The organism is Desulfitobacterium dichloroeliminans LMG P-21439 (assembly GCF_000243135.2).
Taxonomy (GTDB): Bacteria; Bacillota; Desulfitobacteriia; order Desulfitobacteriales; family Desulfitobacteriaceae; genus Desulfitobacterium; species Desulfitobacterium dichloroeliminans.
The window spans coordinates 407,254-430,899 of sequence record NC_019903.1 but is presented as its reverse complement, the minus strand read 5'-3'; the positions used below and the strand labels follow the sequence as shown (position 1 = coordinate 430,899).

The 23,646-nt window shown below is 45.8% G+C and carries 24 protein-coding genes; 6 read left to right on the top strand and 18 right to left on the bottom strand.

What is annotated here, in order from left to right; all coding sequences use genetic code 11:
• Positions 1–56: 56 nt before the first annotated feature.
• The 6 genes from DESDI_RS01940 to DESDI_RS01915 all read right to left on the bottom strand — a co-directional run bounded on the left by DESDI_RS01940 (position 57) and on the right by DESDI_RS01915 (position 5,719).
• A complete protein-coding gene (locus tag DESDI_RS01940) occupies positions 57–2,540 on the bottom strand; it encodes an ATP-dependent Clp protease ATP-binding subunit (protein ID WP_015260955.1) in 2,484 nt (827 codons plus the stop codon).
• Positions 2,533–3,618, bottom strand: a complete 1,086-nt coding sequence (locus DESDI_RS01935; protein WP_015260954.1) for a protein arginine kinase — start codon at positions 3,616–3,618, stop codon at positions 2,533–2,535. Before DESDI_RS01935 ends, DESDI_RS01940 begins: the two co-directional genes overlap by 8 nt.
• A gap of 4 nt (positions 3,619–3,622) precedes the next feature.
• On the bottom strand, positions 3,623–4,120 hold the full coding sequence (locus DESDI_RS01930) for a UvrB/UvrC motif-containing protein (RefSeq protein WP_015260953.1): 498 nt from the start codon (positions 4,118–4,120) through the stop codon (positions 3,623–3,625).
• 17 nt (positions 4,121–4,137) lie between these two features.
• On the bottom strand, positions 4,138–4,608 hold the full coding sequence (locus DESDI_RS01925; protein ID WP_015260952.1) for a CtsR family transcriptional regulator: 471 nt from the start codon (positions 4,606–4,608) through the stop codon (positions 4,138–4,140).
• A 253-nt stretch (positions 4,609–4,861) separates the two neighbouring features.
• On the bottom strand, positions 4,862–5,194 hold the full coding sequence (locus DESDI_RS01920) for a hypothetical protein (protein ID WP_015260951.1): 333 nt from the start codon (positions 5,192–5,194) through the stop codon (positions 4,862–4,864).
• A 96-nt stretch (positions 5,195–5,290) separates the two neighbouring features.
• Complete coding sequence (locus DESDI_RS01915) at positions 5,291–5,719, bottom strand: universal stress protein (protein ID WP_015260950.1); 429 nt, start codon at positions 5,717–5,719, stop codon at positions 5,291–5,293.
• A 175-nt stretch (positions 5,720–5,894) separates the two neighbouring features.
• Between DESDI_RS01915 and DESDI_RS01910 the strand changes: the two genes are divergently transcribed.
• Positions 5,895–7,202: an MFS transporter gene (locus DESDI_RS01910; RefSeq protein WP_015260949.1), complete on the top strand. Its 1,308-nt coding sequence runs from the start codon at positions 5,895–5,897 to the stop codon at positions 7,200–7,202.
• Between the two features lie 92 nt (positions 7,203–7,294).
• Here the strand turns inward: DESDI_RS01910 and DESDI_RS01905 are convergent, their stop codons facing one another.
• Entirely contained in the window at positions 7,295–7,522 is a 228-nt protein-coding gene (locus DESDI_RS01905) for a hypothetical protein (RefSeq protein WP_015260948.1), read from the bottom strand.
• Positions 7,523–7,792: 270 nt separating this feature from the next.
• Positions 7,793–8,377 (bottom strand): rubrerythrin, encoded by a 585-nt coding sequence (rbr, locus tag DESDI_RS01900; RefSeq protein WP_015260947.1) that lies wholly within the window; start codon positions 8,375–8,377, stop codon positions 7,793–7,795.
• A 291-nt stretch (positions 8,378–8,668) separates the two neighbouring features.
• Between rbr and DESDI_RS01895 the strand changes: the two genes are divergently transcribed.
• A complete protein-coding gene (locus DESDI_RS01895) occupies positions 8,669–9,892 on the top strand; it encodes an MFS transporter (protein WP_015260946.1) in 1,224 nt (407 codons plus the stop codon).
• Positions 9,893–10,384: 492 nt separating this feature from the next.
• Complete coding sequence (locus DESDI_RS01890; RefSeq protein WP_015260945.1) at positions 10,385–12,526, top strand: transglycosylase domain-containing protein; 2,142 nt, start codon at positions 10,385–10,387, stop codon at positions 12,524–12,526.
• A gap of 20 nt (positions 12,527–12,546) precedes the next feature.
• On the opposite strand, the gene DESDI_RS01885 is transcribed toward DESDI_RS01890, so the two are convergent.
• The 8 genes from DESDI_RS01885 to DESDI_RS01855 all read right to left on the bottom strand — a co-directional run bounded on the left by DESDI_RS01885 (position 12,547) and on the right by DESDI_RS01855 (position 20,466).
• Positions 12,547–13,962 carry a chloride channel protein gene (locus DESDI_RS01885; protein ID WP_015260944.1) on the bottom strand — a complete coding sequence of 472 codons (1,416 nt, stop codon included), beginning with the start codon at positions 13,960–13,962 and terminating at the stop codon, positions 12,547–12,549.
• A 169-nt stretch (positions 13,963–14,131) separates the two neighbouring features.
• The gene (locus DESDI_RS01880; RefSeq protein ID WP_015260943.1) at positions 14,132–14,812 is read right to left on the bottom strand and encodes an ABC transporter ATP-binding protein; all 681 of its coding nucleotides are present in this window, start codon (positions 14,810–14,812) and stop codon (positions 14,132–14,134) included.
• Entirely contained in the window at positions 14,812–15,693 is an 882-nt protein-coding gene (locus tag DESDI_RS01875) for an efflux RND transporter periplasmic adaptor subunit (protein ID WP_015260942.1), read from the bottom strand. The genes DESDI_RS01880 and DESDI_RS01875 overlap by 1 nt, the downstream gene beginning before the upstream one ends.
• Before the next feature lie 189 nt (positions 15,694–15,882).
• A complete protein-coding gene (locus DESDI_RS01870; protein WP_015260941.1) occupies positions 15,883–16,656 on the bottom strand; it encodes a YdcF family protein in 774 nt (257 codons plus the stop codon).
• 203 nt (positions 16,657–16,859) lie between these two features.
• A complete protein-coding gene (locus DESDI_RS01865) occupies positions 16,860–18,749 on the bottom strand; it encodes an aryl-sulfate sulfotransferase (RefSeq protein WP_015260940.1) in 1,890 nt (629 codons plus the stop codon).
• A gap of 116 nt (positions 18,750–18,865) precedes the next feature.
• Positions 18,866–19,000, bottom strand: a complete 135-nt coding sequence (locus DESDI_RS18365) for a hypothetical protein (protein ID WP_282432550.1) — start codon at positions 18,998–19,000, stop codon at positions 18,866–18,868.
• Positions 19,001–19,153: 153 nt separating this feature from the next.
• Positions 19,154–19,879: a M48 family metallopeptidase gene (locus DESDI_RS01860; protein WP_015260939.1), complete on the bottom strand. Its 726-nt coding sequence runs from the start codon at positions 19,877–19,879 to the stop codon at positions 19,154–19,156.
• A 50-nt stretch (positions 19,880–19,929) separates the two neighbouring features.
• Positions 19,930–20,466, bottom strand: a complete 537-nt coding sequence (locus DESDI_RS01855; protein ID WP_015260938.1) for a nitroreductase family protein — start codon at positions 20,464–20,466, stop codon at positions 19,930–19,932.
• A gap of 240 nt (positions 20,467–20,706) precedes the next feature.
• Here DESDI_RS01855 and DESDI_RS18515 point away from each other — a divergent pair, with 240 nt between their 5' ends.
• Together DESDI_RS18515 and DESDI_RS01845 are read left to right on the top strand one after the other, a co-directional pair.
• Positions 20,707–21,021: a DMT family transporter gene (locus DESDI_RS18515; protein ID WP_083879829.1), complete on the top strand. Its 315-nt coding sequence runs from the start codon at positions 20,707–20,709 to the stop codon at positions 21,019–21,021.
• 13 nt (positions 21,022–21,034) lie between these two features.
• Entirely contained in the window at positions 21,035–21,394 is a 360-nt protein-coding gene (locus DESDI_RS01845) for a DMT family transporter (RefSeq protein WP_015260936.1), read from the top strand.
• Between the two features lie 6 nt (positions 21,395–21,400).
• On the opposite strand, the gene DESDI_RS01840 is transcribed toward DESDI_RS01845, so the two are convergent.
• Entirely contained in the window at positions 21,401–22,654 is a 1,254-nt protein-coding gene (locus DESDI_RS01840; RefSeq protein WP_015260935.1) for a DNA polymerase Y family protein, read from the bottom strand.
• A gap of 50 nt (positions 22,655–22,704) precedes the next feature.
• Positions 22,705–23,226 (bottom strand): YcxB family protein, encoded by a 522-nt coding sequence (locus DESDI_RS01835; protein ID WP_015260934.1) that lies wholly within the window; start codon positions 23,224–23,226, stop codon positions 22,705–22,707.
• 229 nt (positions 23,227–23,455) lie between these two features.
• Here DESDI_RS01835 and DESDI_RS18000 point away from each other — a divergent pair, with 229 nt between their 5' ends.
• Complete coding sequence (locus DESDI_RS18000) at positions 23,456–23,608, top strand: hypothetical protein (RefSeq protein WP_015260933.1); 153 nt, start codon at positions 23,456–23,458, stop codon at positions 23,606–23,608.
• The last annotated feature ends 38 nt before the right edge of the window (positions 23,609–23,646 follow it).

Genomic DNA, 23,646 nt, shown 5'->3' with positions numbered 1-23,646 from the left:
TTATCCAGTACCAAAATTTAAGTGCTAATAATTGAAGTGATAAATTTCATGGAGAATTATTTTTCAGAAGTCACAGCCTTCTTGCTTTTGCGAGCCTTTACGCCGGAGAATTTAATTTTATCCTCTTCAGCCGTCACCTTGATCTTGTCTCCGGGTTTAAACTCGCCGAGGAGGATTTTTTCTGACAAACCGTCTTCAATCAAGCGTTGAATAGCTCGACGGAGAGGACGGGCACCGTAGGTTGGGTCATTGCCCTCCTTAGCGATAAGCTCAAGAGCACTCTTCTCCACTTGCAGATCATAGTCCTGTTCCTTCAGGCGGGTGCTGACTTGCTTCATCAGGATCTCGGTAATCTTCAACAAGCCTTCACTTTGCAGTGAGTGGAAGACCACAGTCTCATCAACCCGGTTAAGGAATTCCGGACGGAAGGTCTTTTTCAAATCTTCCATGACCCGCGCACTCATATTCTTATATTCTGTCGTTTCATCGCGGCGGTTAGCAAAGCCCATAGCTTCCTTCTTCATCATGGAAGCACCCACATTGGAGGTCATAATAATGACTGCATTGCGGAAATCTACGGTTCTGCCCTTGGTATCGGTCAGACGGCCATCCTCTAAGACTTGCAGTAAGATATTGAAAACCTCAGGGTGAGCCTTTTCAATCTCATCCAATAAAATGACACTATAGGGTTTACGGCGGATTGCTTCAGTGAGCTGACCCCCTTCATCATGGCCGATATAGCCGGGAGGCGCTCCCACCAGGCGGGATACTGCATGCTTTTCCATATACTCGGACATATCGATGCGTACCAGTGCATCTTCCTCACCAAATAACGCTTCAGCCAAGGCACGAGCAAGCTCGGTCTTCCCTACCCCAGTCGGTCCTAAGAAGATAAAGGAGCCCACGGGACGTTTGGGGTCTTTCAGGCCTGCTCTGGCCCGACGTACAGCCCGGGACACAGCTTTTACAGCGTCCTCTTGTCCGACCACCCGTTGATGGAGGGTGTCTTCAAGGCGAAGAAGTCGTTCACTTTCTTCTTGAGCCAGCTTCTTTACGGGAATTCCTGTCCAGCTTGCGACGATCTGAGCGATGTCATCGGCAACCACTTGGCTTTCGCTAACATCCCGCTTACTTTCCCAAGAATTGCGCAGTTGGGCAAGCTCTTCCCGAAGCTTGTGTTCTTCATCGCGGAATTTCGCAGCCTTTTCAAATTCCTGACTGGATACCGCCGCTTCCTTTTCACTCTTGAGAGCTTCAATCTTTTCTTCTAAGGATTGGAGATCCGGAGGCGCTGTAAAGGCTGTCAAACGCACCCGAGAAGCCGCTTCATCCATCAAGTCAATGGCCTTATCCGGCAGGAAACGATCAGAGATATAGCGATCGGACATCTTCACCGCAGCTTCAATCGCTTCATCGGTAATCTTCGTCCGGTGATGGGCTTCATAGCGATCCCGCAGACCATAGAGGATTTGAATCGCCTGCTCAACAGTAGGTTCACCCACCTTAATAGGTTGGAACCGCCGCTCGAGGGCCGGATCCTTTTCAATATATTTTCGGTATTCATCTAAGGTTGTGGCGCCGATGCATTGCAGTTCGCCACGAGCTAACGCCGGTTTCAGGATATTAGCGGCATCGATAGCCCCCTCCGCTGCTCCGGCACCGATTAGGGTATGGAGCTCATCAATGAAGACGATAATCTTGCCATCCACCCGGATTTCTTCCATGACTTTCTTGAGGCGTTCTTCAAATTCTCCACGATATTTACTGCCGGCGACCACAGCGGAAAGATCCAGAGTGACCACCCGTTTGCCCGCTAAGGTCTCAGGTACTTTATTAGAGATGATCCGTTGGGCCAAGCCTTCCGCAATGGCAGTTTTACCCACCCCCGGTTCACCGATCAAAACCGGGTTATTTTTGGTCCGACGACTGAGCACTTGAACTACCCGCTCAATCTCATCCTCGCGGCCAACCACCGGATCCAACTTCCCATCCCGAGCCTGTTGAGTCAGGTCGCGGCCGAACTCGTTCAAGGCCGGTGTGTTCGAGGGTCCGGGATTCTTTGCATTAACATTTGCAGGGGCACCGTTCGGCATCGGCGTATCATCAGGCTGTCCGCCCAACAGCTGAACCACTTGCTTCCAAATTCTCTCCGGGCTCACCCCAAGATTACGGAGGACTCGTGCGGCGACTCCTTCACCTTCCATTAAGAGGCCGAGCAGGAGATGCTCTGTACCTACATAAGTCACCCCATGACGGCGAGCTTCTTCGTTAGCTAATTCTAAAATCCGTTTCACCCGGGGAGTGAGACTAACCTCGCCGGCATATGGCTCTCCAATACCGGTTAAATTTCCAATTTGCTCCCGAATCTTTTCCGGCGTTACCCCTATTCCCAGCAGCGACTTAGCTGCAATTCCTTCACCTTCATCGACTAAGCCGAGTAGAAGGTGCTCTGTCCCAATGACATTAGAGCCCATGCGTTGAGCCTCATCTGCAGCAAGCTGCAGAGCTTTTAATGCCTTTTCGGTAAATTTTTCATTCATTTTGGTTTCCACCTTCCTTATTGGTCTCTTTCACTTCACTCATGGCCATGCGCACAAAGTTGGCCCGCTGCTCATCCCGTTGCTCCGGGGTGAGTTCTTTTTCTAAAATATATTGCAAGGAAGCAGGCAGGGTCTCGACTAGCAAGGTGCTAAAGCTACGCTGGTGGGGAGGAAGTATACCCATGTCTACCCCCAGCCGATCTAGGGATAAGCTTTGTAGAGCATCCTCCGATTTGAGTAGTCTGGCATTTTCTAGCGTACCCCTTGCTCTCCAGACTTTATCTTCAAGAGTGAGTCGAGCCTCTCGGCCCAAGCCCTCCCGAGCATGAACTTCTTGCTCAACGATCTGACGAGTCACAGCTTCCAGATGGGTCAGGGTATCCTCTTCACTCTTGCCCAACGTTATCTGATTGGATACCTGATAGATATGCCCAAAGGCTTGAGAACCTTCTCCGTAAAGCCCCCGCACCGCTAAACCCAGATGATTAAGGGCTCCCAGTAATTGCTGGACCCGATGGGTCATGACAAGTGCTGGTATATGGACCATCACCGAGGCCCGCATGCCTGTTCCGACATTCGTGGGGCAAGCGGTCAGATACCCTTGGTTTTCTCGATAAGCCAGATCTAAGCGATGTTCCAACTCATCATCTAGGGTATTCGCCATGCGAAAGGCCTCTTCTAACTGATTCCCCGGAAGGAGGATCTGAATTCTGAGATGATCCTCTTCATTCACCATCACCGAAACTCGATGATCGGGATTTATGGCTACCCCCCGAGCTCCTCTTGCACTCACAAGGGCCGGACTGATTAAATGCTTTTCGATAAGGACATATTGCTCAATCGCGGTCAAATCCTTAATCGAATAATAGGTAAGCTTCTGACCATCAATCGCCAACTTTTCTAGTTGCTGAGAAAGCTTCTCCTCAATCTCTTGAGAGGCTTCCTGAGAAAGTCCCAAAGGGAAAGGAACTCCCTCCAGATTACGGGCTAGACGAATTCGGCTGCTCAAGACCACAGGCATATCCGGCCTTTCCTTCATCCATTCACTGTGTTTTAACAAGTGTTCTTTTCTCTCCATCGTCTCACTCCCCCAGCTTCTGCTCGAGTTCACGGATTTGATCGCGAACCGTCGCAGCTGCTTCAAATTCTTCATTGCGAATGAGTTGCTGAAGCTTTTCCTTAAGTTTTTTGACCTCCATTTTTTCCCGGAGGGACGCTCCTTTGCGAGCAGGAATCTTACCTACATGGTAGCCACCCCCGTGGATTTTCCTCAGGATGGGCTCCAGCTCCGACTGGAATTTATCATAGCAGCCACTGCAACCCAGCTTACCGGCTTGGGTGATTTCAGAAAGCCGACGTCCACATTGCGGACAGGCTTCTTCCTGCAAGGCTTTAGAGTTGGTCGTCACACTAAAGAGCGACTGCAAAAAATCTGGAATGATTCCCGGGTTGAAGACGAAGCTTACTTCCGGGGCGTTTTTGGCGCATTGATCACATATAAAAAGTTTGACCATCTCTCCATTGTCTATTTTGGTGATTTGGACATTTGCCTCTCTTTGCTGACAATGTTGACATAGCATGTGGTTCCCTCCTGTTCTCAGTGCAAATCCTCGCGACCTAAGGTCAGCAGGATTCTCTTCATGATATGGGCCCGAAGACTATTGGTTTTGATATTTTCCGCTCCCAAGCTGTCTCGATGGAGAATCGTCTTGATAATTTCTTCTTCTCGTCGCGTGACAATTTCATCTTCAAAGAGACGTTGCAGGAGATCATTCGTTCGGTTCTCTGTTAACTGATTGCCGATTAACTGTTTCATAATGCTTTGGAATTCCTCATCATCACTAAAGCTCAAGCGAACAATCCTTAGATAGCCACCACCACCCCGACGGCTCTCCACCAAATAACCTCGATCTATAGAAAAGCGAGTTTCCAGTACATAATTGATTTGAGATGGAGCGCAGGAGAATTCCTCAGCAAGTATCCCTCTTTGGAGGGTGATAAAACCCTCTGTCGATTGCTCAATGATTCGCTTCAAATGCATCTCAATACGGTCCGCAAGATTTCCCATATACGACACTCCCTCGACCATGACATTCTTTGACTTTATGACCTTCTTTGACCTTTAATATTATTCTAACTCAAAATGCTCTTTTTGAAAAGACTCTAAAGAGTCTTTCATAGATTTTTTCAACGAATTTCTAGCCTATCTTTAACAGAATCCCCTCGTCCTCATTCTTCATACCAAAAAACGCAACAAAATAAGAAATGAGAACACTTGGGAATCCTAAATCACATCAATAAAAAAACTTCGTCTTCGCCTCTTAAGCAAAGACGAAGTATACCCACGTCCCCAAGGTAATACACCCCATCACCGATAATAAGATATACACTTTTGTCCCTGACCAAAAAGGCAGCTGATCAACCTCGTCATCCTGATCATTCCCGTCGTCTCGCTCATTATCATCTCGAGCACTCTGCTCACTCCTAACCCAAGCCTCATGACTTAGAGAGCCGGACACGTTCTTTGGGACTGCCAGATCGATTGTTCTTCGTAAGGGGCGTTCCGTCCGAGCGGATAGATCCTCCCAATCAATCGTTCCTTTTAATAAATAGTCAATCTCTTCAGGTGTCAACCGAATCTCTTTTTCTTTCATAGCTATCTTTCGCTCCTGTTGCTGGGTTAATCTTGCACTTTTGGGTATTCTTTATTAAAGTAAAAAAACCCTGCTCCTGAGAGCAGGGCTAAAGTCCTATTTTGTGAGCAGGACCGGGCAGGTTGCCTTTTGTAGAACGCGCTGACTGACGCTACCCAGGACAGATCCTGTAATCGGTCCATAGCCGTGACTACCGATGACCACCAAATCAATCTCATCCTGCTTGATCTGATCGAGGATCTTCATGACGGGATGGCCGATTTCTAAAACGGTACGAACAGGTACATCTCCTTTATCAATCCCCGCAAGGGTAGCCTCCAAGGCTAATTCAGCATTTTTCAAAATATCTTCTTGAGACATGGTAAATCCATAGGATACGGTATATCCCCAAAGGGCCTGTGGTGTATAAGTAACATGCATGAGAATAACTTCTGCTCCAAATTGTTTAGCAAGTTCAAGGGCTGTCTTATAAGCGCGCACCGAAAACTCTGAGGCATCGGTTGGGACGAGTATTCTTTTGTACATAGATAATCCCCCCTTCTATTGAAAGACTCCTACTCAGGAATTCTTTCTTGTGTCTAATTTTAAGTAGTTATTTTTCAAAAAGCAACTTATAATAATAATTTGGAACACTCATTGATAGATATCCGCTCATAGCCCTACAAATATCTCGTTTAACAAACAGAAAGAAGTGGAGAACTTGCAGTTCGCTTTAAAAACATCACGCTATGGCTGGAGCAGTTGGAGCATCTTAGTCATAGCCTTTATTACTGTCTTCTTTCATCGATTATCGGTGGGTTCAGTCGCTGATCAGCTGACCCAAGAGATCCCCATGAATGCCTTAACTCTGGGGAACCTGACCGCTATGAACTACTACGCCTATGCCCTGATGCAGATTCCCGTAGGGATCCTAGTCGACCGCATCGGCGTTCGCAAACTCAACTTCTGCGGGCTCTTGATTACCGCAGCAGGAAGCATTCTCTTTGGTTTAGCTCATAGTCTAGAGATTGCCTATCTCTCGCGCTTTTTAGTCGGCATCGGCTCCTCGGTCATCATCGTCTCGATCTTTAAGATTCAAGCCACTTGGTTTCCCCTCTCACGTTTCTCAGCCCTTTCGGGGCTTACCTCCTTCTTTGGAAACTTTGGCTCTTTACTCGCTCTCTACCCACTGACATTTGTGTCCATGGCCTTTGGCTGGCGAAATGTCTTTTATTGGATGGCGGCCGTCTCTCTGGTGCTTGCCCTCTTAGTTCTTTGGGGAGTACGAGATGCTAAGCCCAAGCTTGGAGATCCTGCCCAAAAAGAGTTAAAGAAAGCTTCCTTGCAAGTCGTGGCAACTAGTAAAATCACCTCACAAGAACAGATCAACACACCTGAGAAAAAGTCGGTCCCCTTTATGAGGTTCTTAAGAGAAAGCTTGCGCAGTGTCCTAAGAAACCCTCGGACCTGGCCAAATGTCCTCACACTCTTTGCCTTTACCGGTTCCAGCACCACCTTGCTGGGGCTTTGGGGGATTCCCTTGATTACGCAAATCTACGGCTTGGATAAAGTGACCGCTGCCGGCTATGTGACCTTCGCTACCTTTGGCTTTATTCTCGGAGCTCCCCTCGTCTCCCTATGGGTGCGCTTGCTGAAAGGGGTTCGCCCCGCCCTCTTAGCCGGTACGGGCCTTAATCTCCTGCTTTGGATCTATATCACCGTGATCGCCTCTGGCCGGCCGCCTATTCAGCTCTGGCCTGTACTTTTCTTTCTATTTGGGCTCCTGATTATGACCCATATCCTTGCCTTTTCTAATGTCACTGCTGTCAATTCCTTAAAATACAGCGGCATTGCTACGGCTGTGACCAATATGGCCGAGTTCATCGGTAGCTCTATCGCCAGCCTAACTATCGGATTAGTGCTCGACCATAGCGGTAATACCAGCGCTGCTTGGTGGGTCATTCTGTTCATGGCTACCTTAGGCTTTATAGCAGCACTCTTAATGAAAGAACAACCGATCGGAACCTAATGACTCTTAAAGAAAAAACCCTTATTCTTTGAGCATCTGCTCTATGAATAAGGGTTTTCGCATATTGGGAGGTTTAGGTTTTTATCCGTTAGTTAAAAATCATAACATTCTGTACATGGTCTTTGAACTGTGGATGGCTCTTTTTTAGTTATGAAGTTATAGATTGCTCCAATCAGTGAAAAGGATCTCATATTTTCTAGGGCGCAATCATACATACATTGGTATTCAGATATCGGATACATTTCATCCATGATTTGTGCATAGGTTTTGCCTTCTTGCATCCCTGCAGTGATTGCTTTAATCTCTTCTCTATTATACATAGTATCATCCTCCTATTAAAATAACCCCTCTGTTTGTTTTCTCTATCTGTGTTATCTTTGATTTCATTATAGCTCCGAATAGGAGAATATGTAAAATCCGAATAGCAAATACGTTGAATAGCTTTTTCTTATACATTCTTCAACATAGATGAGTAACATCCAGAACAATCCAGAAACAAGCTTTATAAAAGCGAAGAACTCCAATTGGAGTTCTTCGCTTTTAGGACTTCTGTATCGTGTTCAATTGGGTCATCGACCAAAACCTTCGCATTAATACACTTCAGGTAGAGGTTTGAAGTAACCTTGAGGATGTTCACAAGCTGGGCAAAGATCAGGAGCGTCAGCACCTTCATGAACATATCCACAGTTCTCGCATTTCCAGGAGAGCTTTTCTTCTTTTTTGTAAAGGGTACCGTTTTCCAGGTTTTTAGCCAAGTTTGCATAGCGATTCTCATGATGTCCTTCCACAGAGGCTATCTTGCGGAAAGCCACAGCGATATCTTTAAAGCCTTCCTCATCCGCAATATCTGCGAATTTCGAGTAAACTTCAACTTCTTCCCCTTCTCCGGCAGCGGCGGATTTAAGGTTCGCCAAAGTATCCCGTAGGTTGAGCGGGTACTCCCCCGTGACACGGAAGGATTCCGCTTGGTCTCCTGCATATTTTTGCAAGAACTTATAGAACACCTTCGCATGTTCTTTTTCATTATCGGCTGTGGAAATGAAGATGTTTTGAATCGCTTGATGTCCTTCATTCTTAGCTACACTGGCATAATAAGTGTAACGATTACGCGCTTGGGACTCCCCTACGAAAGCATCAACCAAATTTTGAAATGTCCTCGAATCTTTAAAATCCATCAAAACAAACCTCCCTAGTTACTATTATTTTAGTGTGCCAAGTTCTGATTAACTTCATACTATGCAACTCACTACTTTGTTATTTTCTTCATAACCGCTGCATTTTCCTGCATCTTCCTTAAACTTTTTAAAGTAATTATTATTTTCATCTGCCTATAAGCTTTTCTTTTACATGCCTTAACTCACCTGTTATCTCTACATTTTTCCAGAGGGATAGATTGTTATTTTCCACTTGGAGTGGTAAGTTATTAGAGCGTCCACAATTATTTTGCAAAGAGGTTGTAACTATCTATGGAGTCTCAACAGTTAACTAAATTAAACATCCCACGACCCATACTTATCTTAATCCTTGGCGGTTTTATCCATTCAGTGGGTAACTCTTTTATGTGGCCACTGAACAGCATTTTTATGCATAATATTCTTGGGCGTTCCTTGACCGAAGCAGGAGCGCTAATATCTCTGCAAGCCTTGGCTACTTTAGTCGGACAGTTTATCAGCGGTGTCCTAGCAGATCGCTTTGGCTCACGCCGCGTTATGATTTACGGATTGATCGGAGCGATTGTTCCTTTAGTCTTAATCGGCATCTTCCCCATCTGGGAAGTGTATGCCCCCGGCATTTTGTTTTTCGGCTTCGCTATTGCCTTCATCTTCGTTCCGATTAACGCCATGATTTTTACCCTTTGGCCCGAGGGCGGACGTCGGGGTTTCAATCTTCTTTACGTTTTTAACAATGCCGGAGTAGCAGTAGGAACCGCTTTAAGCGGATTCATTGCCGCTATATCCTTTAAGCTGGTTTTCCTCCTTAATGGTTTTTCATTTTTTATCTACCTTCTCATGGTGCTCTTTCTCCTCCCCCTTGCTGATACACTGGGAAAACCCCTAACCCGGTCCAAGGTCAAGGCACCTATTTTTCATGACCGAGGGTTTCCTGTCCTCATCGCTCTTTGCGCCGGAATCTTCCTTATGTGGGGTGCCTATATTCAGATCAATACCATTCTCCCCGTGACTATGACCAACTTAGGCTATTCCTTACCCCAATACAGCATCCTTTGGACCCTAAATGGGATCATTATCGTAACCTTCCAACCTGTCATAAGCTGGCTGATCCGCCATTGGGCGTCCACCTTCTCCCGTCAGTTTTATTTATCTTGCATCTTTTATGGACTGGGCTTTCTCATACTCATAGCCAAACTCCCCTATCCTTCCTACTTAATCATGATGCTCATCGTCACCCTAGGGGAGATGCTGGTTCTCCCCGGCGTTCCTGCCGCTGCTGCTCTCATCGCTCCGGAAGGGAAAACCGGGACCTATCAGGGGGTCGTAGCCGGTGCCGCCTCTGGAGGGCGGGCTCTCGGCCCCATCCTCGGCGGATTGGCCTTTGATTTGTATGGTGGGCATATGGCTTGGTGGCTGGCCCTGACCTTTGTTGTTCTGTCGATCATTCCTTTCTATCTCTATCAGCGCCGAGAAAAGACCTTTAGTCAAAAAACAGACATGTACGAGCAAGCGATTTGAGAAGTATTAAAGCCAATCCACTACTCCTTTGTCGGGGGAATACAAAAAGCGAGATTGTTTTTGGCCAAGGTGAACTTAGTCATGACTATTATCTCCTGATGAAGGGGCGAGTAGAGGTAAGTTTAACATGAGCCTCGCTATTTTATCGGGGAAACCATTCATGGTAATTATCCTCACTTAACCTCCGCAAAGCGTTTAACTGATATCACTGTTGAGTTACTCGATAGTTCCTTTGACCCAGGCACAGATTATTTGCGAAGCAACTATGAACTCATGAAGAATGAATTTGCTCTTACCCCCAAAAAGCTTTAAACCAAAGCGTATAGCTTATTAAGCACCACTAACAGAACCATCAGTCGCCAGAAGACCGATGGTTTATTTGTTTGTTTCGCAGTCTGTAGGTAGTCTGTATTATTTACTTGTCACTCCGAATAGAGTATCTAAGATTCTTTATTTAAACTTATTGATCTGAAAAGGAGGCCAAGACTTCTCATGAAAAATTCCCCTGATTCTAAAGGGAATTGGCTAGCCCTGCTTGGTAAAGCCTTAACAAAATTCCGCAACCTAAAGGTTCCAGCCTTTTATAAAAAGCCTAAGTTTTGGCGTAACCTAGTCCTTCTTATTCTCTTTGTTTCCCTGTCTGGCTTGGGCGCCAGTACTTATTGGATCTCCACTCTCGATGTAAGCAAGCTGGAAAGCCCCCTAGCTAAGCCCACCTTCATCTATGACCAAGAAGGTAACAAGATCTCTGAGCTCTCTTCCTCTCGAATTGAGCCCATCACCCTTGACCAAGTTCCCGAGCACGCCCAAGAAGCCATTATCGCCATCGAAGATAAGCGCTTTTATGAGCATCAAGGTGTAGATCTCCGAGCTATCCTCCGGGCCTTAATCCGAGACCTTAAGACTCAGGATTTCTCCGAAGGCGGCAGCACCATCAGTCAACAGCTGGCCAAGAACCTCTTTCTGTCCTCAGATAAGACTTTAAGCCGCAAGCTAAAAGAAGCGGGCTATGCCATAAAAATTGAAGCCACCCTCACTAAGGAGGAGATTCTCGAAGCTTACATCAACCAAATCTACTTCGGAGAGGGACGCTGGGGGATTCAAGAAGCCGCGCGCTTCTACTTCGGCAAAAATACAGAAGAACTCACCCTGACCGATTCCGCCCTTCTGGCCGGGATTTTAAAAGGCCCCAGCATCTATTCACCTTTGAAAAACAAAGAACTGGCCTTAGAACGTCGCAACCTGGTTCTCTCCCTCATGCAAGACCAGGGTCTGATCACGAAGGAAGAGAAAACCCAGGCCGCCGTTGCACCCATCGCTCTGCGCACCGAACCTTTGGATAATTTATCGGGGAAATATGCTCCCTATGTGGATTATGTCATTGAGGAAGCGATCACGCGCTTAGGCTTTACAGAGGACCAACTTCTTACAGGCGGCCTGCAAATCTATACTCAAATGGATCTGAACGTCCAGCAAGCAGCTGAGGCCGTTTATAAGAACGATCAATTTTTCCCCAAGGGCAAAGAAGATCAACCGGTCCAAAGCAGTATCATCCTTATCGACCAGCACACCGGCGGCATCCGAGGGCTAGTGGGCTATCGGGGAGAGAGTGCCTTTCGCCAGTTTAATCGCGCCTCCCAGCTGAAGCGCCAGCCCGGCTCCGTTATAAAACCCTTTATGATCTACGGTCCCGCTCTCGAAAAGGGCTATCGGCCAGATAGCTATCTCTATGATGGCCCCCTCACCATCGATGACTATTCACCAAAGGACTGGGATTACCAAACCCGAGATTGGGTCACCATGGAGGACGCTATCGAGCAGTCCTGGAATATCCCCGCCGTCTGGTTACTCGATCAAATCGGTATCGAGACAGGAAAGGCCTTTGCCCAAAGAGCGGGTATACCCTTTGCCAAATCGGATAACCAACTCAGCCTCGCACTTGGCGGACTCACCGAGGGAGTCTCTCCCCTGGATATGGCTCAAGCCTACACCGCCTTTGCCAACCAAGGGGTCATGCATACCGCTCATGCTATCACCAAGATTACTACCTCTGACGGTTATCTTCTAGCTGAAGGGAAGAATAAAACTGTCCAAGTCACCGATTCTTACAACGCCTATACCATGACCCTTCTTCTCCAAAATGTCGTAGAACAGGGGACTGCTCAGAAAGCTGCCCTAGGCAATCGACCGGTGGCTGGTAAGACAGGCTCTGTAGAGCTTCCTCCCATAGAGGAGTTCGCTGGCATTAGCACGGGCCAAAAGGATGTCTGGTTCGTCGGCTACACCCCCGAGCTAACCGCAGCGGTCTGGATGGGCTATGACCTAACCGATCGGGAGCATTATCTCACCACCTCTGGCGGTTCCGGACCCGCCGTTGTCTTCCAAGAGGTCCTCTCTCAAGCCCTCAAGGATACCCCCGTCAAACCCTTTGATGTTCCTGAAGGGTATGTGAAGTACTGGGATATCTGGCCCGAGAATAATTGGGGCGAAGATGAGGGCGATGAGGATGACGACAAAAAGAACGATAAGAACGACAAGAACAATAAAAAGAAGAACAACAAAAATAAGGAACAAGACGAAGAAAACTATGATGACTCTTGGGCAGACTTCTTTCAAGGTTTATGGGGGAATTAAACTTGGTTGGGGCTCACTTCCTAAAGGGGTATCGAACGCCTATATCTGCGGCTCTGAAAGAGTTTTGCCGTAAAAACACTTTGCTCTTCTAGGCTGTTGTGGAGGGTAAAAGCCACGACACTGGTTATCATCAAGGGGAGTACCAGAGAATAGTCCGTCGTCATTTCCAGCAATAGGACAATGGCTGTCAGGGGAGCCCTACACGTTGAAGCAACAGCTCCTGCAATTCCGAGTAAAGCATATAATCCCGGAAATGGGGCTAACCCCGGAACGAATAGGTGAAGAATCACACCATATGCTCCGCCAAGCATCGCACCACCAAAGAGTACAGGACCAAAGATTCCACCAAAGAACCCAGAGGATATGAGCATACTATGCGCTAGCAGAAAGATGACGAGGAGCATCAATAGCGAAGCAAGGGATAGTTGACCGAGGAGTGCCTTCTCTATCCCTTCAAAACCACTAAATCGGATATACGGAAAATAAACAGCTGCACCCCAAGCGACGAATATACTGATGAGCATCGCAGGATATTTGGATAGATGAAACTTTTTCCAAATGGCCTCGAACCCGTAGAGTGTTTTTATATGGATAAAGGCATAGCCCCCACACAATAGACCCAACAGGAGAAAAAAAGGAATCTCCGCAACCGAACTCCAAGTATACTCCGGAACCATAAAGATCGAACTCCGGCCAAACATCCATTGACTCATTAAGGACGCGGAAAAAGATGAGATGATAATAAGGCTAAAGTACTGAGTACTATATCTGTGCAAAAGGATCTCGATAGCAAATATCATACCTCCGATCGGTGCGTTGAACAATGCTGCAAGACTTCCTGCCGCCCCACAAGCCAATAGGGTGCGGGTTTTCATTGGACTTTTACGAAGGCGCATCGCCACTTGATTGGCTACTCCAGCACCGAAATATACACTAGGACCCACACTGCCAACGGGTAGACCCATAAAAAGGCTGAGAATACTCCCGACAGTATTTAAAACCACGTCTTTTTTACCCATAGAGATTTCTTTAATATATCCTGCGATCATGACATCAGCGATGCCCTTAGGCTTAGCCCACCACAATAGAAGGGCCGTTACAAATAATCCGAAGAGTGCTAACGAGAGACTACCGATGTATGTCGCTATACCGAGCTTCGAGATCATCCCAAGGACGTATTCATTAAGGAAACGAGGCAAAAATCGGATGGCACCTGCCCCGAGACTAGCCAAAACTCCAATCATTACGGCTAGACAAGAAAGCCAAACGAATTGTGTCCGTTTTAATTTTCTCAGTAAATATCTCTTTTGGTAACTTGACATCTGTTCCTCACAATTTCCCATTCTACGAATTATTTTTAGTCTCCCTTTGACCCAGCCTTCGGCATCCGCATTATCAGTTTCCTGGATATGAACAACAAAACTCTTGAAGCTCATATTCATTCCCCTGCTAATGCCCGTCTACTAATTATAGCTCTCATTTACCAAACTTTGTATAGTATTTTGTCGTTTGGTTAATCTGTCAGGGTCGCTTACTACACGGAATCCCATGGCATCCCATCAGGGACTATAATGCCACACACGATGAAAAGGAATACGATCTCGGTCACCCCTCCTGTTCGGTTAGATATCCGTCCAGAATATTGACTACGCGTTGGGCGTGACGGGCAATGTCGATATCGTGGGTAATCATAATGATGGTTCTTCCTTCATGATGAAGCTCTTCGAAAAGCTCCATCACTTGGGCTCCCGTCTTTTGATCCAAGGCACCTGTCGGTTCATCCGCAAGGAGAAGGGTCGGCTCAGTAACCAGTGCCCGCGCAATAGCTACCCGCTGCTGCTGACCACCAGAGAGCTGATTCGGCAGATTTCTTAACTTGTCGGCTAATCCTACCTGCTCAAGCTTTTTTATAGCCTTCTGTTTACGCTCAGATGCAGAGAGGCCAGCATAAATGAGCGGAAGCTCGACATTTTGCAGCGCACTCAACCTCGGTAAGAGTTGAAAACTCTGAAATACAAAGCCTACTTCCTTATTTCGTATAGAGGCAAGTTCGGTTTCATCCAGATCGTCAATATTATTGCCGGAAAGCAGATACTTTCCTGTGGTCGGCACATCCAGACAGCCAATGATATTCATCATCGTCGATTTCCCAGACCCCGAGGGGCCAAGGAGCGAGAGAAACTCCCCTGAGTTCACGACTAAGTTCACGTTATGCAAAACTTCTAATTCTTCCTCACCCATCATGTACTTTTTTGAGATATTTTCCATCCGAAGGACCTCAGCCATTAATCCTCACCTCCGGGCCTATTCATCCCGCCTCCTCGAAAATCCATACCGGCATTAGGTGTCGTCTTTTTATAAAGAATCGCCTCTTCGCTTATTACACCACTTTTAACCTCTACCGTTGTTCCATCATTGATCCCAGTTTCTATTGCAGTGTGTATCACCGTATCCTTCTCACCCTTTTTTATAACGTAGGGTTTATTATTCTCATCAAACTGAATCGCCACCATAGGCAAGGTGATGACCCCGCTCACCTGATCGCTTATCACCTTCACCTCTGCCGACATGCCGATGCGAACCTTTTCATCTTTTTCAAGGTCGATGGTTGCCGTAAAAAAGGTTACTCCATTGATAATCTGTCCTTCTTTCGATAGGGAGCGGATCGTTCCTTTGATTTCCTTGTTGATTGCCCCGATTTTAATGGAGGCTTCTTTCCCTTGGTCTAAGGACGCGATATCGTATTCATCCACCTTAACCTTTACTTCAAGGTGTTCATAATCGACAACCTCTAATAATTGGGTACCCGCCATCACCTGAGCCTTCTCTTCCACATTCAGATGAACAACTTCCCCAGGAATCTTCGCTTTGATTTCCTCTCCGAAGGTGGTCTTAATTAGGACGGCACCCTCTTTCACCAGGTCTCCTTCTTTTACTTTGATTTCAGAAACCTGCAGCATCTTATCAGACATTACATTCTGACGATCCTTTGTCTCAACATTCCCTGAAAAAGAATAATAGGTGGTAATGTCTCCTGTTTTAGCAGCCACGCTTTCGTAGTCTAAAGGAGCTGGCTTCAGAAAAGAGGTCCATGCCACTCCAGCAACAACCGCTGCTATAATACCAAAAATAATCCATTTGAATTTGGACTTCCCTTTTTTGCTCATGAATTTTGTGACCTCCAGCTTTATTTTAAGGATTCATCACGAAATAGGGCTATATGCTATTTTTCTCCAAGAGCACCAAAATTATAGGGATCCAAAAAATAAAAAAGAAAAGCCCTCGCGAGTAGACTAAATTAAAAATCTACTCGCGAGGGCTTTGGTATCTGGATAGCTAAAACGGACATTATCGCCTCACCAATCGAAAAGAATCGACTTCACCACAGCAAAATACTCCCGAAGATAAGAATTGGGCCGGATATACCATGGGGTAGAGCAAGTAACTCCCACGGGATTTAGCCCATTACGCTGGGCCAAAACCTTCGAGCGAAACATATGAAAATCGCTGGTGATGACCAGCAGTGGCTCAGCAGGATTGAAATCCTCTACTTGGTCAAGCAGAGTACGTGAATATCGGAAATTCTCCGCAGTGCTGGTCGATTGATCCTCCAAAAGAATCCGCTTCGAGGAGATCCCGTGCTCCTTGAGATATCGAGCCATGGCCTCAGCCTCCGGAATCGTTTCTCCCGGTCCTTGACCCCCGGAGACCACAACCTTCATCTGGGGATTTTTCTCCAGAATCCTTAGACCCTTATCCACCCGCTCCCAAAGGGTCCAAGAAAGTTCATCCCCATTTAGACCTGCTCCCAGGATGATTAAGTACTCCACTTGCTCTGGCACGGAATCCTTCGTATTCCAGAGAAGCAATCCCTCAATCAGGACAAAGGAACTCACAAGCAGAACAATCCCCCAACGGATTAACCTACGGAGAAAGGGAAAACGATCCCTTAAATGAGTTTTCACCCCATCCCCAAAGATTCCCCACAGCAACAAAAGACTTCCTACCCCAGCAGGCAGGACAGTTCCTAGGTTGATTCCCCCGTTAAGTCCAACCACAATGATTGTATCGAGTATCCCGACGATCCCCACAAGAATACAAAGTCGAGAAAACCATTTTCGATTTAGCATGTTTACTCCCTTACTTTAACAAGCACCGATTCATAATTTATCTACCTTTTCAACCTCCAAAACTACATCGGCACTTATTCCTGAAACTCCGCCTCCATTTTAACACATCTACTATGCTTAGTTCAGGATGAATCGATTAAAAAAAGATACCCATGGCCAAAAAGGTCATGAGTATCTTGGTGGAGTTATAATGATTAGCATCCTTAGGCGGTTATTGTCACACCTGTCTCAAATACTTTATCACGGGCAACCAATTTAACTTGGTATTTCCCAGATAAGCCGGTTTTATTGATGAAGGTATCGACGTTACGCGGGTCTTCCTTTTGGAAGGTCCCAACACACATAGCTTGGAACACTTGGGGTACGGTGTTTATAGGATAGCGTAAGGTTTCACCCGTTTCGCTAACTAGAAGTAGTTGAGCCATTTCACCCGTTTCAAAAATCGCATTAAAGTAAAAACGATCTTCTTCTTCAACGATGTTGGCGAGATAATCCTCCGGAATGAGCTCGCCGGTTTCCGCGGCCTTAATCTTCATCTTCGTAGTTTCTGTATCAAGCAAGCTGCCGAGAATTTGCCCTGCACCTAGCTCAGCAGTTTCATTGGCGTAGTAGAGGGGGAGTTTCTCTGCCCGATAATAGTTACCGACAATCTGCATCTCATACACTAACTCATCATCGATTAATTCGCAGGTTATGGAATTAAACTCAAATTTATGGTCCTTAAGTTCTGGTGACATGGATTTAATAACGGCCATTCCTTCACAGGGTTCACCATTTTCATAACCGATACCACCGGAATGAACCAAGTAATGTCCTTCATCATAGTATTCCACGTTGCAGATATAGGGGGAGAAGAAATCGGCACCCCGCTCTTTACCATATTGCCATACTTGTTCAATGGTCATCTTCTCTGTGTCAATCCGGTAGCGGACTCCGCGTGTATAATTGTCCTTATTAGGAAGGTATTTCTCCTTATTCTTAGAGCGGAAATGTCCATTATCGAGGAGCATAACATCACCATCGGGAAGAATGACGCAGGCATGTTGCTCGTACTGCCATTCAAAACCTTCTCCAACGGGGGTGAAGAAGTACTTTTCCACCATTTCCTGTGGCCAGCCTTCAGGGTCACCGATAACCCAGTTCAGTTTACCACTTTCGAAGTCGATGTTAATCACCGCATCCTGGTGTCGTCCGGAGAAGGTAAGACTATGGGTCTTTTTGTCATACCAAACCGCATTATTATGGAACCAATCGTGAGCGTCCTGGCTACCAGAACCGGCCACATCTTGGGGAAGAACCGTTTTATAGTCCCAAGTTTTTAAGATATTACCTGTATTAGGGTCGATGAGTGCACACATGTCCTCTACTGTATGGGAATGACCATCAAAGGTGAGCACCAAAATGTTTCCGTCCTCCATCACGAATTGGTCATGGTGGTACCCACTGGGAACGCGATATTCTTTGAAAATCTTACCACTAAAGGCCATTTCATAGAGCCCTGAGGTAAAGTACGGCATTTTTACTAAACGTTCGGTACCGACCAAAATATGACCGTTGGGCATCCGTTTCATATCAAAGGATAAAGCAACCGTGGTGTGCCAGCGGACGTCGCCAGCATAGTCGATCCCCACCGCCATCGTCCGGGAAGTCGCTGAGGTGATAAACATGAGATTGTCTCTAAAATACTCAGGTGTGGTTTTGATCTTGGTTGCCGGTACAACCTCCGGATGCAGTGGCCCGGTTGTGATGGTGATAGAATTTCTCTTACCATTCTTCAGGATAATTTCAATAGTGTTATCATAGCCGGCATACAAGCCGTAAATCGGAAGAACATGCGTTGTATTGGCCGGAAACGTATGACAGATATCCCCAGGCTGTTCCTTACCTTTTACAAGGATCGTAACTTCAGTAGCTATCGGAGTTTTAAACATAACCATGGCCGTCAAAGGGCAAATCTCGTAAGGGTTAACTTTGACCAGCGGGTTATTCAAGGTGTAGTGACCCGCCTCGAATTCAGCTAAGTAGGCTTGTTCCCGCTCCTTTTGTCGAGTAATGATATGGGGTACGAAGTCGTATTTAATTTTCTTATCCATTTTCCCACAACTCCTAACACAAAATGTACTCGTTCCTATATTCACATATTACCATGTAATTGTCACCTCATCTAACAATTCTTCGGTGGCACTATCCACAAGAAAACGTTGTATCATCACTCAAATATCTCCATATCATCAGGACTTTTATCTTCAGGTGAGCCAGTTTCAATCGTCTCTTGATCTTTAGTTCTTTGGCTAGATTGACTTTTGGGTTGAGCTTTATCGTCAGGGGTGGCCTTCTTTTTCAAAACACTTCACCTCTTTTGCCGCTTTCCCTCTCATTATTAGCCAATCGAACTTGTATTATCCTCCGGCCCTTGGATTAAAGTCCCTAGACATAACCAGAAAAACCAGCAGGGGTAAACCTACTGGTTTTTATAGAGTATACCTTTATTTACAAATCAAATAACTAAGCCATGCCCCTTTTCCTTCAACCATCTGCGATGGAGAGCGTGCTCTGGACAATAACAGGCTACATTCTCCCAAAACTCCGAGGAATGGTCCATATGCCGAAGATGAGAAAGCTCATGAATCACTAAATAATCCAACACCGGCTCTGGAGCCATGATGGCCCGCCAGTTCAGATTAATATTACCAAGGCTGGAACAGCTTCCCCAGCGGGTTTTTTGCTCTTTTAAGCGGAACTGGTTATAGCTTACCCCCATTTGCTGGCTCCAGTTATTTAACTTCTGGAGAAACACAGTTCGGGCTTTTTGCTTATACCACTTCTCAATGATTTCTCGAAGGGCCTCTTGCCGCTGTTCCCCCTGGAGTTCTTGGGGGATCTTGATTTCTAAAACTTCATTTTCCTTCTTATATAAGGCACGGATCATTTTCTGAGGGGTATCCATGATCTCTAGGGTTAGCTCTTTTCCCACAAAGGGAATCTTCTCCCCTGTCTCATATACCCGTTGGGGTTTAACCATTGTCTCTTGAAGCTTGGTCCAATTCTGAATAATCCAGTCCCGATTCTTATCGATAAAGGCTTGGATCTCTGATTTAGATGTACGAGCAGGCGCTGACACTCTGACCTTTTCCGGCGTCACTCGAATCGAAATCCGCTTGATTCGTCGGCTTCTTCTTTCTTCATAAGGAATCACAGTGTTTCCTAGCTTCAAAGAAGGCATTTTATCCTGCTCCTAATAATTTAATACTCATAGGCAGATTTCAGCTGAACCTACGAATCACTTGATCCCCAGCTTCCCTTAAAGACGATTTGTGACAGGTCTTTCCTTGGGCGAGGATTTCTTTCCTCAGCCGGGTAGCCCAAGGGAGTCATGGCCAGAACACGAACATCTTGGGGAACCCTTAAAATCTCCCGTACCTTTTCTTCTGAAAACAGCCCTTGCCAGCAGGTGCCTAACCCTTGTTCTGCTGCTGCTAAGATCAAATGCTCCATGGCCAATCCCGCATCCAGCATCATGTAGTCCTTGCCTTCGTATACTTCCGACTCCGCAGGAACCGCACAGAGTACGATGATGAGTGGCGCTTGGAGTAATGCTTTACGACCAGGATTTGTCTCTGCATAGGCTGTGGTCAAGGCTTGCTTCTGAGCTTCACCCTCTACAACGATAAAGCGCCAGCATTGGAGGTTTTTCCAAGAGGGCGCCAAACGAGCACACTCTAGAACGTAGTCCAGCTTCTTCTGCTCGACAGGATCGGGTTTATAAGATCGCAAGCTCCGTCTCTTTTGAACAAGTTCCAGAAAATCCATTATCTATCCCTCCACTATTATATTCCTCGCAAAGATTTATATTTATGCTAATGTGATTCGCGAAAGCTTGGGGAAATCCTTCATTGTGCAAGATAAAAGCCTGGCCTACAATTCGTATCGAATTTAACTTTTTAGAAACTATATTCAAAGCGCCCTCGCCATGTTAAAATACACACGTGTGTGTATAGGAGTTCTTTCACTATCCTTAAAAGCTCTTTATTATGATTTGGCAGGTGAAGATTGTTGGGATATATATATTTAATAGGATCTATATTGGTAGGCACATTTGCCACTATATGTCTTAAGTATTCAAACGGATTTAAAAAGCCATTACCCACAATAGGAAACCTGATAGGTTTCTTTTTGAGTCTATGGCTTTTATCTCTGTCCGTATTAACGGTTAAATTAAGTATAGCTTATGCAACATGGTCGGGACTAGGTATTATACTGGCAGCGGTTTTGGGAAATATTTTGTTTCATGAAAAACCTTCAAGACCCAGCCTATATGGCATGGGCTTAATTATCGTTGGTATGGTTCTTATGAATATTTTTTGATAGGTGATGAAAAATGGGATATTTATATTTGGCATTTGGTCTTCTAGGAGAAGTAGCAGGTACAGCCTTTTTAAAAAGCTCTTCCGGATTTTCAGTCCTAATTCCTACCGTATTATGTGTGCTATCTTATATTGTATGTAATCTTTTCATAGCAAAGTCATTATTTACAATAAAAATGAGCGTTGCCTATGCAACTTGGTATGGTGCCGCTGTGGGAATAGCAGCCCTTTTATCAGTATTTGCCTATCATGAGAGTATTTCACCTATGGCTGTAGTAGGTCTAGTATTGATTATTGGTGGCATAGTACTTGCCAACATAGGTGATGTTAATGAGAAGTCTGAAAGTGTTCCTAATGTTAACAAAGAAGGTTAGTCCCATTTATTTATTTTTAGTCTCCCTCTGACTTAGCCTGCGGCTTAAGGAGAGGAGCTGGGTCCCACGCATGAGGATCTCCGCCCCATACTTATTACGGATTTCATCCACGGTGCGGTCTAACTCAGTCGCCTCTTGGACATCTTCTTGGAAGAGACATAGCTGTTCCATACCTTTTTGCAAACGGCTGGCAGTTATGCCTAACAAACGAATCGGTTTACCCTTGGGCCATTTTTCGAAGAGCTTGAGGCTCTCTTGATAAATCACATCGGTGAGCTCCGTTGGTTCAAACAAAGTAGTAGAGTAGGTACGGGTTTTAAACTCCGGATCCTTGATTGATAAGGTTATGGTTTGAGTCCTAGCCTTCTCCTGGCGGACCTTCCTTCCCACACTGTCTGCTAGGGAAAGCAAGACCTCAGCTACCTGCTCAGAATCAGTTATATCTTGCGGTAAGGTTAACGAACGCCCAATGGAATGATCCTTGACCTGGTCTACCGGAGTTACAGTCCGCTCATCTCGTCCATTGGCCCAGGCGTGAATCTTCTTCCCATAGATGCCAAAGCGCTTCTGTAGAGCGTCCCCAGAGGCTTGCGCCAAATCGCCTAGGGTCCTAATTCCCATGGCCTCCAATTGCTTTTCTGTCTGCGCACCGATTCCGGACATTTCCCCCACCCGCATGGGCCAAACCTTTGTTTGCAGATCAGGGGAAGCAAGAACTGTAAAGCTACGAGGGATCTTAATTCGAGTTTTCGCATCGCGCCGGTAATCGCTAGCTAGCTTGGCAAATACCTTGCAATAGCTTACTCCCACCGATACTCCGAGGCCTAATTCCTCGAAAATCTCCTTCTGTATCCTGCGAGCTATTTCCTCCGTACTTCCGAAAAGCAAATGAGAGCCTCGGAAATCTGCAAAACACTCATCTACAGAGACGACCTCGATATGATCATCATCTGTATAGCGGCCGACGATCTGCCACATCTTTTCGCTAAGCTCAAGATATAATCGAAAATCCGGTGAAAGAACGATAGCCTCTGGACAAAGCTTCTTAGCTTGAAACAGAGGCATCGCTGTTTTCACCCCATACAACCGAGCTTCGTAGCTGGCCGTCAGGATGATACCCGTCCGATTTTTTGGATCTCCCGCTACCAGCAAAGGCTTCCCTAGTAGCTCGGGGTCCACTGCCTGATGGCAGCTGGCAAAATAACTATTAGCATCGAAGAGGACGATATCGAGGGGCTGTGGTGAGCTGTCCGCTGACATCATATTCCCTTCTTTCCCATCGTGATCAAATATCTTCCACATGATTATTTTTAAGATAAAGCTTTTTGGGTATTTTCCTCAAGAATCCGTTTCAATTCATCCGGATTATCCAAATCCCTTTTCGGTAGGATATAGGCACTAATAGAGCTATTATAAAGATAGAGGTTATCTTCATCCTCTCTAATAGCTTGAATACCTGCCCAGTTCAATTTTGTCTCACCCCGAGCTGTTGTATCAACGATTCCCTCGTCAGCCAAATCCATGTGATGTTCACAGAATAGGTCATCGTTGCGACCCGCTCTTAGAAGTGTTTTGCTATTGCGCGTAACATAACGGTAAAAGTATTTAGGATAATAAATAAACCATAAAACGCTAAGTAGAGCAAACACAATAAAGACTTCTTCAGTGGGTCGGTTCCCAGTTAGGGATAAAAAGGCCGCGAAAGCCATAAAAATGACCGGTCCTAAAAAGCGTTGCTTTTTCAAGGCCTGTTTAGCCGGCTCGGAGTTTTTAATATGAAATAGGTTAAACTTCAAATAATCCTCTTCGGACAAAGAATACGTAATTTCCATGAGCCTCTCCCTTTCTCAGCCATTCTTTAAACCGTCTCCAACAAATTATACCATAGAGAGTTGTCCCCTTGTTGATCATACCTCCCTGAATTCTCTAAAGACTATCCTAATCATTCAAAATTGCTGATTCCAGGAGAAAGCTAAATTATTGGATTGATTTGGCATCATCAATGCTTCTCCCTTTGGAAAACCTAGAGTTGACCCAATTGAATTAAAGGAGGGATTATTCTTGAGTAAGGGCAAAGCAAGAAGACAAGAATTAGCCAATAAATTTCCCGAAATGGACCAACGTTTTCAAGAGCTTAAATCCGAGATCAATGGCCCCCATGAACGCTTAGGTGACACCGCCAAGGAACAAAAAAGCGCTAAGTATCCAACTTGATATGCAAGAAAGGAGAGCTGCTGAAGGCTCTCCTTTCT